Annotated in this window: 10 protein-coding genes; 6 read left to right on the top strand and 4 right to left on the bottom strand. The window is 74.2% G+C overall.

All coding sequences use genetic code 11. The features are described 5' to 3' along the window. Nucleotides 1–437: 437 nt before the first annotated feature. From ABT299_RS12765 to ABT299_RS12755, 3 genes are all read right to left on the bottom strand, one after another. Nucleotides 438–686, bottom strand: coding sequence for a DUF8836 family protein (locus tag ABT299_RS12765; RefSeq protein ID WP_190856103.1), 249 nt, complete (start codon nucleotides 684–686; stop codon nucleotides 438–440). A 90-nt stretch (nucleotides 687–776) separates the two neighbouring features. Further along, a complete protein-coding gene (locus ABT299_RS12760; RefSeq protein WP_387028086.1) occupies nucleotides 777–1,694 on the bottom strand; it encodes a Rieske (2Fe-2S) protein in 918 nt (305 codons plus the stop codon). A gap of 317 nt (nucleotides 1,695–2,011) precedes the next feature. Continuing rightward, nucleotides 2,012–4,246, bottom strand: a complete 2,235-nt coding sequence (locus tag ABT299_RS12755) for a molybdopterin-dependent oxidoreductase (protein WP_500250798.1) — start codon at nucleotides 4,244–4,246, stop codon at nucleotides 2,012–2,014. Between the two features lie 120 nt (nucleotides 4,247–4,366). On the opposite strand from ABT299_RS12755, the gene ABT299_RS12750 reads away from it, so the two are divergent. The 6 genes from ABT299_RS12750 to ABT299_RS12725 all read left to right on the top strand — a co-directional run bounded on the left by ABT299_RS12750 (nucleotide 4,367) and on the right by ABT299_RS12725 (nucleotide 10,336). Continuing rightward, nucleotides 4,367–4,822: an NfeD family protein gene (locus tag ABT299_RS12750; RefSeq protein ID WP_500250797.1), complete on the top strand. Its 456-nt coding sequence runs from the start codon at nucleotides 4,367–4,369 to the stop codon at nucleotides 4,820–4,822. Then, the gene (locus ABT299_RS12745; RefSeq protein WP_500250796.1) at nucleotides 4,819–5,841 is read left to right on the top strand and encodes an SPFH domain-containing protein; all 1,023 of its coding nucleotides are present in this window, start codon (nucleotides 4,819–4,821) and stop codon (nucleotides 5,839–5,841) included. Before ABT299_RS12750 ends, ABT299_RS12745 begins: the two co-directional genes overlap by 4 nt. Nucleotides 5,842–6,011: 170 nt before the next feature. After that, nucleotides 6,012–7,097, top strand: a complete 1,086-nt coding sequence (locus ABT299_RS12740) for a CapA family protein (RefSeq protein ID WP_500250795.1) — start codon at nucleotides 6,012–6,014, stop codon at nucleotides 7,095–7,097. A 61-nt stretch (nucleotides 7,098–7,158) separates the two neighbouring features. Further along, nucleotides 7,159–7,917 (top strand): MerR family transcriptional regulator, encoded by a 759-nt coding sequence (locus tag ABT299_RS12735; RefSeq protein WP_500250794.1) that lies wholly within the window; start codon nucleotides 7,159–7,161, stop codon nucleotides 7,915–7,917. Then, the gene (locus tag ABT299_RS12730; protein WP_190856110.1) at nucleotides 7,914–8,459 is read left to right on the top strand and encodes a GyrI-like domain-containing protein; all 546 of its coding nucleotides are present in this window, start codon (nucleotides 7,914–7,916) and stop codon (nucleotides 8,457–8,459) included. The genes ABT299_RS12735 and ABT299_RS12730 overlap by 4 nt, the downstream gene beginning before the upstream one ends. Before the next feature lie 71 nt (nucleotides 8,460–8,530). Next, nucleotides 8,531–10,336: an SDR family oxidoreductase gene (locus ABT299_RS12725; RefSeq protein WP_500250793.1), complete on the top strand. Its 1,806-nt coding sequence runs from the start codon at nucleotides 8,531–8,533 to the stop codon at nucleotides 10,334–10,336. Between the two features lie 10 nt (nucleotides 10,337–10,346). Here ABT299_RS12725 and ABT299_RS12720 read toward each other — a convergent pair whose 3' ends face one another. Beyond that, nucleotides 10,347–10,592, bottom strand: coding sequence for a hypothetical protein (locus tag ABT299_RS12720; RefSeq protein ID WP_500199351.1), 246 nt, complete (start codon nucleotides 10,590–10,592; stop codon nucleotides 10,347–10,349). Nucleotides 10,593–10,643 lie beyond the last annotated feature (51 nt).

Genomic DNA, 10,643 nt, shown 5'->3' with positions numbered 1-10,643 from the left:
GGGCGACCCCCTGGAACCCCGGTCACGAGGGAGGGGCTGTTTCCCGCTCCGCTGGCGCTCCGCGTGAAACAGCCCCTCCGTCGCCGGGCATGCCCGCTCCGCTCGCTGCACTCGCTCCGCGTGCACGCCCGTGTTAGCCCAGGGGGGCGACCCCCTGGAACCCCCGTCACGACGGTGGGGCTGTTTCCCGCTCCGCTGGCGCTCCGCGCGAAACAGCCCCTCCGTCGCCGGGCATGCCCGCTGCGCTCGCTGGCGCTCGCTCCGCGTGCACGCCCGTGAGGTGGCTGAGCTTCAACCCGCCGGGGCTGGGGTTCAGACCCGCCGGGGTCGGGGTTCGACCTGCTGGGGCTGGGGTCGACCGCCGGGGTCGAGGTCCAACCCGTCGGGGCTGGGCTTCCAACTGGCGGGGTTGGGGGTGGGGCTTGGGCGGGTTGGGGTCAGGTGGGTGGGGTGGGGTCGTCGGGGTGGGCGTCGCTGTTGGGGTACTCGACCAGGGCCAGGACGCGGCTGGCCATGAAGCGGGCCGTGCGGACCGGGGTGCCGGTGCGGGTGACCTCGCTGACCTCCACCACGCCGCGCCGCGTCGCGACCTCCACGCGCCGCCCCGCCCGGGCGGCGACCACCTCGTACGTCCGCGTCCCCTCGCCGCCGGCGTCGATCACGATCTCGACCCTGTCGCCCTTCATCGGCGCGAACCTCCGATCGTCGAACGTATATTCGACTTATACCCCGAAACGGGTCTCGCGAACCGCCGCGAAGAGGGCGAAAAGTGCTGGTCAGCCCGTGGGACGGACCTGGACGATCCCGTCGGTCACCCGGGTCTCGAACGAGGGCTGGCGGGCGGTCGCGGGGCCGTGCACGACCGAGCCGTCCCGGACCCGGAAGGTGCTGCCGTGCCACGGGCAGACGATGCAGGTCTCGGCGTTGTCGTCGGTGGTGACGCGGCCCTGGTGCAGCGGCCCGGCGAGGTGGCTGCACCGGTCGGCGAGGACGTTGATCTCGTCGCCCTCGCGCAGCACGAACAGGCTGATGTAGCCGAGGCGGCGGTGCACCGGCCAGCCGTCCGGCAGCTCCTCGGCGGCGCACAGGTCGTGCCAGCCGGTCGCGACGAGGTGGGACGTCTGGTCGGCGTGGCTGGCGCCCGCGGCCTGCCGGAACGCCAGGTGCCCGCCGAGGTAGGTGCCGCCGAGCAGCACGGTGAGGCCCGCGAAGCCGAACGCCTTCCCGGCGCCGTCCCGTCCCTGGTAGCGGGCGGCGAGGGACGCCGTGTAGAGCATGCTCGCGGTGGCCGTCGCGGACGCGTGCACGAGGCCGACGCGCTGCTGCTCGCGGTGCAGCGCGGACCAGTCGGCGATGCCGGTGAGCACGGTCGGGACGGCCCCGACGAGCCCGGCGGCGACGAGCGTCTGGGAGGCGCGCGCCGTCCCGGGCATGAGGTCGAGGATCGCCGACGACATCCAGCAGCCGATCGGCACGTCGGTGAGGGGTGTGTGCGCGGGATGCCCGAACGGGACGCCGTGCAGGGTGTCCTTCAGCGGGCCGGGGCGGAGCGTCTTGCGCACGGCGGTGGACAGCACCCGGATGGTGCGGTCGAGGCCGCTCGCGCGCTCGATGGTCTCCGTCGCGTCCGCCAGCCGCTGCGACGCCTGTGTCCGCGCGCCGCGCCGGAAGATGTTGCTCGACCGCCGGTTCATGTCCCTCCCTCGGGTGCGTGCGGGCGGCCCGCCCGAGGCGGCGCCCGGACCCATCGGTTCCGTCCGGCCCACTGGTTAGAGACGGCCGTAATGGGACGCTCGATTGCGAGGTTAGTCGATCCCCCGTGTGACGTTCGAGGCGGCCCGAGCCGCCCGCGGCGAGGGATACCTACCTGGACGCGCCTGGGCTAAACACGGCCCGCCAACGGGCGCGCACGCGGAGCGAGATCGGCGAACGGGCCGTCTCGCGCGGAGCGGGGAACGGCCTGTTCGCCGTGACGGGGGTTCCAGGGGGTCGCTCCCCTGGGAAGGCCAGGTCAGGGACGTACCGGTGTCAGGGTGACGGGGACGCCGTTGAACACGGCGTTGCCGGACAGCGGGTCGATCTCCTGCTCGTCGGTGACGGCGTTCACGTTCACCCCGGCGTGCTCGCGGGCGACGGCGGTGCGGGTGCCGGGACGGTCGTGCCCCCAGCCGTGCGGGAGGCTCACGACGCCCGCCATGACGGCGTCGGTGGGCTCGGCGACGGCGTCCACGGACCCGGTCCGCGAGGCGACCCGGACGGTGTCTCCCGCGCCGACGCCGAGCCGGGCCGCGTCGGCGGTGTTGAGCTGGAGCGTGCAGGTGTTGGAGCCGCGCACCAGTTCCGGGACGTTGTGCAGCCAGCTGTTGTTGGACCGCAGGTGCCGCCGCCCGATGAGCACGAAGCCCCCGTCCGACGGGCTGTGCGAGCGCAGCGCGGTGTGCAGGCGGTCGACGTCGGCGGCGCAGGTGGACGGGCACAGCTCGACGCGCCCGGACGTCGTGCACAGCACCTCGTCGATGCGGGGCTTGAGGGCGCCGAGGTCGAGGCCGTGCGGGTGCTCGGTGCGCAGCCGGGTGAGGGTCAGGCCGGACGGGTCGGCGCCGAAGCCGTCGCCGTAGGGGCCGAGCCGCAGCATCATGTCGAGCCGCTGCTCGGTGAGGGTGCCGCTTTCGGCCAGCATCTTGCGCAGCTCGTCCGCCTCGCGGCCGTGCACCGGCGAGCCGGGCAGCGTGGTCGCCTTCCGCAGCGTCGTCGAGATGATCATCTCGTCGAGCGCGGCGGGGTCGCCGTCGGCGCCGGACGCGGCGAGCGCGAGGCGCGCGAGCAGGTCGGACTCGCTCGGCCGCCCGTCCGGCAGCGGCACGACCGGCGGCGAGTAGCGGGCGTAGTCGCGGACGGCGAGGCCGGTCAGCGCGATGTCGTAGTGCGGCGTCTGCGCCGGGCGCGGCGGCGGCAGGATCACGTGCGCGTGCCGGGTCGTCTCGTTCAGGTACGGGTCGACGCTCACCATGAAGTCGAGGCCGGCGAGCGCGCGGTCGAGGCGGGCGGCGTTCGGCGCGGACAGCGCGGGGTTCCCGCCGATGGTGACCAGCGCCCGGATCCGGCCCTCGCCGGGCGTCTCGATCTCGTCGGCCAGGGTCGCGACGGGGAACTCGCCGTTGACCTCGGGCAGGTCCCGGACGCGGCTGCGCCACCGCCCGGTGGTGAACGGCTTCTTGCGCCGGTACACGGGCGCGTGCGCGGGGCGCGGGAACATCGCGCCGCCGGGCCGGTCGAGGTTGCCGGTCAGCACGTTCAGGACGTCCACGAGCCAGCTGTTGAGCGTCCCGAACGCCTGCGTGCACGTGCCGATGCGCCCGTAGACGGCGGCGCGGTCGGCGGCGGCCAGCTCGCGCGCGGTCCGGCGGATCGTCTCGGCGGGGACGCCGGTGACGGGCGCGACGCGCTCGGGCGCGAAGTCGACGGCCAGGGCCCGCATGTCCGCCAGCCCGTTGACCATGCCGTCGAGGCGCACCGTGACGAGGTCCTCGGCGAACAGCGTGTGGACGAGCCCCATCAGCAGGAACGCGTCCGTCCCCGGGCGGATGAACAGGTGCTCGTCGGCGAGCGCCGCCGTCCGCGTGCGGCGCGGGTCGACGACGACGACCTTCCCGCCGCGCGCGCGGATCGCCTTCAGCCGGCCGGGGAAGTCGGGCGCCGACGCGAGGCTCCCGTTGGACTCCAGCGGGTTCGCGCCCAGCATCAGCAGGTGCCCGGTCCGGTCGAGGTCCGGCACCGGGATGGCGAGCGGGTCGCCGAACATGTGCCCGCAGCTCACGTGCTTCGGCATCTGGTCGGCGGTGCTCGCGGTGTACAGGTTGCGGGTGCCGAGCGCCTTCACGATCGCCGACGCGTACAGCGGCCCCGCCACCGAGTGCGCCGTCGGGTTGCCGATGTAGACGGCCACCGCGTCCCGCCCGTACCGCTCGACGACCCGCGCCAGCTCCCGCCGGACCGTCGCGAACGCCTCGTCCCAGCCGGCCGTCCGGTGGGCGTCGCCGTCGCGGACGAGCGCCTCCTGGAGCCGGTCGGGGTCGCCGTCGAGGACCCCGAGCGTCGCGCCCTTCGGACACAGGAACCCTTTGCTGAACGGGTCGTCCCTGTCGCCGCGCACGCGCGTCACCGCGCCGCCGTCGTCGAGGGTCAGCTCCAGCCCGCAAAGGGCTTCGCAGAGGGGACAGGTGCGGAAGGCCGTGCGGTCGCCCATGTGTCGACGCTCCTCCTGTGGGGCCGAACTCCATTCTGTCGCGTAATTCCGGGGGGCGCCATTTCCACGGTCTGGAGTTACTTTGTTGTTGAGGACTTCCGGCAGCCACAAGGAGCTGCTATGGACGCGTGGGTCGTCTGGTTGCTGATCGCGGCGCTCCTCGGGATCGCCGAACTGCTCACGCTGACGCTCGCGCTCGGCCTGCTCGCCGTCGCCGCGCTCGCCGCCGGCCTCACCGGCGCGGCCGGCCTCCCCCTCGCCGGCCAGGTCGCCGTCTTCGCCGCCGGGGCCGTCGCGGGCCTCGCCGTCGTCCGGCCCGTCGCGCGCCGCCACATTCGGCAGCCGCCGCCGCTGCGCACCGGCGCCGTCGCCCTCGTCGGACGCGAGGCCCTCACGCTCACCGAGGTGTCCCGCGCCGGCGGGCGCGCCCGGATCGGCGGCGAGGAGTGGTCGGCCCGCCCCTACGACCCCGACCTCGTCATCCCGGCCGGCGCCGCCGCCGACGTCCTCGCCATCGAAGGCGCCACCGCCCTGCTGTACCCGGTCCCGGGCGGGCCGGGCGAGGAGACACCATGACCGAGATCGCCATCGCCCTGCTCATCGTCGTCGTCGCCGGGCTGGCCGTGGTCGCCGCCGCGGTGATGCGGTCGGTCTGGATCGTCCCGCAGGCGCGCGCCCGCAACGTCGAGCGCCTCGGCCGCTACCACCGCACCCTCGAACCCGGCATCAGCTTCGTTCTGCCGTTCGTCGACCGCGTGAAGTCGCTCATCGACCTGCGCGAGCAGGTCGTCTCGTTCAAGGCGCAGCCGGTCATCACGGAGGACAACGTCGTCGTCCACATCGACACCGTGCTGTTCTTCCAGGTCACCGACCCGCGCGCCGCCGACTACGAGATCGTCAACTACATCAAGGCGATCGAGCAGCTCACCGCGACGACGCTCCGCAACGTCATCGGCACTCTCGACCTGGAGGCCACCCTCACCTCCCGCGACCGCATCAACACCGCGCTGCGCGGCGTGCTGGACGACGCGTCCGGCAAGTGGGGCATCCGCGTCACCCGCGTGGAGATCAAGGCGATCGAGCCGCCCGCGTCCATCAAGGACGCCATGGAGAAGCAGATGCGCGCCGAGCGCGAGAAGCGCGCCGCGATCCTCACCGCCGAGGGCGCCCGCGCGTCCAAGATCCTCACGGCGGAGGGCGACAAGCAGTCGACGATCCTGCGCGCCGAGGGCGCGAAGCAGGCCGCCGTCCTGGAGGCCGAGGGGCAGGCGAAGGCGATCGAGCGCGTCTTCTCCACCATCCACGCGGCCGACCCCGACCCGAAGCTGCTCGCCTACCAGTACCTCCAGACCCTCCCGAAGCTCGCCGAAGGCCAGGGCAGCACCTTCTGGGTGATCCCGAGCGAGGTGACGAGCGCCCTCCAGGCCGTGACCCAGGCGTTCAGCGGCCCCACCCGCAAACCGGACCCGGAACCGTCCGGATCCGACGAGCCCGAAGCGCCCCGCGAGATCTCTTCCAGCGACCCGATCCCGCCCTACCAGCTCACCCAGGGCAAGCCCAACGGCCAAGAGACCCCCGCCGACCCCGCCCCCTGACCCCGCCTCCTGACCTCCGCCGCGGCGTGCGGGCGGAGTGCGAGTGAGTGGGGTTGCCGGTGTTGAGGAAATGGGCGGATTCGCCCTGAGGGCCGGATGTGGTCGGGGGTGGGGTGGGGGGATTGTCCTGGTCGTGCCATGCTTGGCCGATCAAGACGGGGAGGTCTCCCATGCGCGTTTTCGCCGTGGCAGCCGTGGGCGTGCTGGTCGCCGCCGCCGTGTCCGCGTGCGGCGGGTCCGACGGGCCGGAGGCCGCGGGGGCGACGCCGCCGGCGGCCACGTCTCCGGCGAAGCCGAAGGGGGGAGCGGCGCCGTCGAAGGCGGCGCCGCAGCCGATCGTCATCGCGTTCGGCGGGGACACGCACTTCGAGGGGCAGCTGCGGTCCCGGCTGGCGAACCCGGCGACCGCGCTCGGGCCCGTCGCGTCCACGCTGCGGCCCGCCGACCTCGCCATGGTGAACCTGGAGACGGCGATCACGACGGGCGGCACCCCGGCGCCCGGCAAGGAGTTCACGTTCCGCGCGCCGCCGACGGCGCTGACCGCGCTGCGCCGCGCCGGCGTCGACGTCGCGTCCATGGCGAACAACCACGGCATGGACTACATGGAGGAGGGGCTGCGCGACTCGCTCGCCGCGATCAGGCGCAGCGGCTTCCCGATCGTCGGGATCGGCCGTAACGCGGACCAGGCGTATCGGGCGTACCGGACGACCGTGAAGGGCAACCGGATCGCGATCGTCGGCGCGACGCAGGTGCTGGACGACAACCTGGTCTCGGCGTGGACGGCGACCGGCGGCAAGGGCGGCCTCGCGTCGGCGAAGGACGTGCCGCGGATGGTGCAGGCGGTGAAGGACGCGCGGAAGGGCTCCGACCTCGTCATCGTGCATCTGCACTGGGGGCAGGAGCTGAAGGGGTGCCCGCTGCCGCGGCAGCAGGAGCTCGCCAAGGCCCTCGTCGACGCGGGCGCGGACATCGTCGTCGGCGGGCACGCCCACATCCCGCTCGGCGGCGGGTATCTGCAGGGCCGGTACGTCCATTACGGCATGGGCAATTTCGTGTTCTCGTCGGCGCAGGGGCAGACGGCGAAGTCCGGTGTGCTGCTGCTGCGGGTGGAGGGCCGGAAGGTCACGAAGGCGAAGTGGAAGCCGGCGCAGATCACCGGCGGGCTGCCCATCCCGATGAAGGGCGCGACGGCGGCCGCCGAGGTGAAGCGGTGGAACGGCCTGCGCGCCTGTACGGGCCTGACGGCGCGCCCCTAGTCGCGCCCCTAGTCGCGTCCCGAGTGGACTCTCCCACTGTGGGAGACGTCAGGCTGAGGACGTGAGCAACGATCTCCTGCCCATCGGGCGGTTCGCGCGGCTGTGCCGGTTGAGCGTCAAGCAGCTGCGCCACTACGACGACCTGGGCCTTCTCGCCCCGGCATGGGTCGACCCCTCGTCGGGCTACCGGTACTACCGGCCCGAACAGGCGCGGGACGCGCTGATGGTCGGGATGCTGCGGGAGCTCGACGTCCCGCTGCCCGCGGTGGCGCGCGTCCTCGCGGGCCAGGGCGCGGCGGCGCTGAAGGACGCGCGGGACCGGCTGGAGGCGGACGTGGCGCGGCGCCGCCGCGCGCTGCGGCTCCTGGACCGGGTGCTGGCCGAGGGGCTGCCCGACACGGAGGTGTCGGTCGCCGAGGAGCCGGCCCGGAGGGTGCGGATCGCGCGCGAGGCGGCGACCCCGACGACGATTGCGGCGGCCACCGGGGCCTGCGTGGCCCGGCTCCTGCCGGAGGCCGAGGGGCCGCCGAGCCTCGTCGGGCTGTTCCCGCTGGACATGGCCGACGAGTTCGAGGTGCGGGTGGCGCTGGAGTCGGCGTCCGGCGAGGACGTCCTGCCCGGCGGGGCGTTCGCGCGGGCCCTGCACATCGGCCCGTACGAGGAGATCGCGCTCACCGTCCACGGCGTGCTGGCCTGGTTCGGCGACCACGGGCACGCGCCCGCGGGGCCGGTCCGCGAGGTCTACCTGAACGACCCGGGGAGCACGCCGCCCGAGCACCTGGAGACCCGGGTGCTGATCCGACTGGAGGATGTCCGATGAGCTGGTACGAGGCGGCGGAGAAGCCGGAGATCGCGGAGTTCGGCCCGGTGTCGGGGCTGGCCGTCACCGGACGCGGCGAGCCGGGCGGCGCGGCGTACGGGGCGAGCGTCGGCGCGCTGTACGCGGTGATGGGCGCGCTCGGCGCGCCGATGGTCCCGCTGGAGGGACGCTGGTGGGTGGAGGACGAGCGCTCCCCGTTCGAGGTGCCGCGCGAGGAGTGGTGGTGGCACCTGTTCCTGCGGCTCCCCGACGAGGAGGGCGCGATCGGGGCCGGCGCGATCGAGGCGGCCGTCACGCAGGTCAGGCAGGGGGTGCCGGCGGCGGCGCGCGTCCAGCGCGTCACGTTCACCGACGGGCGCTGCGTGCAGATGCTGCACCGCGGCCCGTACGCGGACGAGCCCGCGAGCCTCGCCGAGATGGACGCGCTGATGAAGGCGGAGGGCCTGGAGGTGAACGGCCTGCACCACGAGATCTACCTGTCCGACCCGAACGAGCCGGACCAGTCGAAGGCGCGGACGATCCTCCGCCAGCCCGTCCGCTGAGAGGCTCTGGACAGCGGACCTCATCGGCGTAGGTTCTCGGGCAAACCCCCAGAGAACGGTAGGGAGCGCCGATGCGGGACCAGCGGGTGAGGTCGGGCGGGACCGAACTGGCCGTACGGGAGCGCGGGGAGGGCGGCCGGCCGACGGTCGTCCTCGTCCACGGCTACCCCGACACCGGCGCGATGTGGGACGACGTCGCCGAGCGCCTCGCCGGCCGGTTCCGCGTGGTCACCTACGACGTGCGCGGCGCGGGCGGCTCGTCCGCGCCGTCCGACCCGCTGGACTACGGCCTCGACGCGCTGATGGGCGACCTGGAGGCGGTGCTGGACGGCGTCGGCGCGGACGAGCCCGTCCATCTCGTCGGCCACGACTGGGGGTCGGTGCAGGGCTGGGAGGCGGTCATCGGCGACCGGCTGCGCGGCCGGTTCGCCTCGTTCACCTCGATCTCGGGGCCGGACCGGCGGCATCTCGCACGCTGGGTGCGGACCGCCGTCCGGTCCGGGCCGCGCGGGGTGCGGGAGGTGCTGGGGCAGGCGCGCCGCAGCGTCTACATGCCGGTGCTGATGGCGCCGCGCGCGGGCGAGCTGGCGGCGCGGCTGCTGCCCGCCGGGTTCGCGCGCGGGCTGCGGCTGCGGGAGGGCGCCGAGCCGCGCCCGGGGCATCCGGCCGCCACACTGGCGCGGGACGCGCGCAACGGGCTCGGCCTGTACCGGGCGAACATGGGGCGCCGCCGCGGCTCGCCGGAGGACGGACGCCGCGGTTCCGAGGGCGACGGGCGCACCGACGTGCCCGTCCAGCTGATCGTCCCGATCAAGGACCGGTACGGGTCGCAGCCGCTGCTGCTGTCGCCGCGCGGCGTCGTCCCGAACCTGTACGTGCGCCGCGCACCGGCCGGGCACTGGGTGGCGCGCAGCCACCCGGACCTGGTCGCCCGCTGGATCACCGAGTTCGTGGAGCACATCGAGGGCGGGCCCGAGACGCCCGGTCTCGCGCACGCGCGCGCCGCCGCCGAGCCCGGCAAGGAGTTCGGCGGGGACCTCGTCGTCGTCACGGGCGCGGGCAGCGGGATCGGCCGCGCGACGGCCCGCGCGTTCGCCGACGCGGGGGCGCGCGTCGTCGTCGCCGACATCGACGAGGGCGGCGCCAAGCGGACCGTTGACGAGATCGGCGCGGCGGGCGGCGAGGCCCACGTCTACGGCGTGGACGTGGCGGACCCGGAGGCGATGGAGCGGTTCGCCCGGTACGTCAAGGACATCTGGGGCGTCCCGGACGTCGTCGTCAACAACGCCGGCATCGCGCTCGCGGGTTCGCTGCTGGAGACGCCGGAGGAGGACTGGGCGCGCATCCGGTCCATCAACCTCGACGGCATGTACCGCGGCTCCCGGCTGTTCGGACGGCAGATGGTCGAGCGCGGCGAGGGCGGCCACATCGTCATCGTGTCGTCGCTGGCCGCGTTCACGCCGAGCCCGGAGCTGCCCGCGTACGGCGCGACGAAGGCGGCGGTCCTCCAGCTCGCCGAGTGCTTCCGGCTCGACATGGAGCGCTACGGCATCGGCGTCACGGCGATCTGCCCCGGCGCGGTCGACACCCCGATCACCCGGCGGACCCGGTTCGTCGGGATGGCCCCGGCGGTGGACGCCGAGCTGCGCGAGACGATGGGCCGCGCGATCGAGCGGCGCGGCTTCCCGCCGGAGAAGGTCGCGCGGGCGATCCTGCGGGCCGTCCGGCAGGACGCGGCGGTCGTGCCGGTCGCGGTCGAGGCGCACGCCGCCCGGACCCTCGCCCGCGTCTCGCCCGCCGCGAACCGGGCCCTCGCGCGCCTCGGCCGCCGCGCCGGCGACCGCCTCCTCGCCGGGGTCCAGGACCGCCACGCCTGACGTCCCCGGCTCAGCCGGGGAAGCGGCGCTTCTTGGCGGTGTCGATCCAGCACAGCAGGGCGAAGGCGGCGCCGATGGCGAGGAGCGACACGATCCACCAGGCCGGGGACGGCAGCCGCAGCGCGATGACGAGGAACCGCTTCGGGCCGTCCGGCTTCCAGCCGAACAGCTTGCTGATGAACGGCACGACGCCCGTGTACACCCCGAGCATGAACACGAAGGAGGACAGGCCGTCGTAGGACTTCGGGTCGTTCATACCGTGGAGCCTGCCGGGGCGGGGGCGCGCGGGATACCGACCAAGGTCGAT

It is taken from the genome of Spirillospora sp. NPDC000708 (assembly GCF_040299565.1).
Lineage (GTDB): Bacteria > Actinomycetota > Actinomycetes > Streptosporangiales > Streptosporangiaceae > Spirillospora.
This window is presented reverse-complemented; position numbering and strand designations above follow the sequence as displayed.

What these genes read in the sequence shown, in the direction of transcription:
- ABT299_RS12765 (WP_190856103.1), bottom strand. Translation starts at nt 686, where the DNA reads ATGAAGGGCGACAGGGTCGAGATCGTGATCGACGCCGGCGGCGAGGGG.
- ABT299_RS12760 (WP_387028086.1), bottom strand. Translation starts at nt 1,694, where the DNA reads ATGAACCGGCGGTCGAGCAACATCTTCCGGCGCGGCGCGCGGACACAG.
- ABT299_RS12755 (WP_500250798.1), bottom strand. Translation starts at nt 4,246, where the DNA reads ATGGGCGACCGCACGGCCTTCCGCACCTGTCCCCTCTGCGAAGCCCTT.
- ABT299_RS12750 (WP_500250797.1), top strand. Translation starts at nt 4,367, where the DNA reads ATGGACGCGTGGGTCGTCTGGTTGCTGATCGCGGCGCTCCTCGGGATC.
- ABT299_RS12745 (WP_500250796.1), top strand. Translation starts at nt 4,819, where the DNA reads ATGACCGAGATCGCCATCGCCCTGCTCATCGTCGTCGTCGCCGGGCTG.
- ABT299_RS12740 (WP_500250795.1), top strand. Translation starts at nt 6,012, where the DNA reads ATGCGCGTTTTCGCCGTGGCAGCCGTGGGCGTGCTGGTCGCCGCCGCC.
- ABT299_RS12730 (WP_190856110.1), top strand. Translation starts at nt 7,914, where the DNA reads ATGAGCTGGTACGAGGCGGCGGAGAAGCCGGAGATCGCGGAGTTCGGC.
- ABT299_RS12725 (WP_500250793.1), top strand. Translation starts at nt 8,531, where the DNA reads ATGCGGGACCAGCGGGTGAGGTCGGGCGGGACCGAACTGGCCGTACGG.
- ABT299_RS12720 (WP_500199351.1), bottom strand. Translation starts at nt 10,592, where the DNA reads ATGAACGACCCGAAGTCCTACGACGGCCTGTCCTCCTTCGTGTTCATG.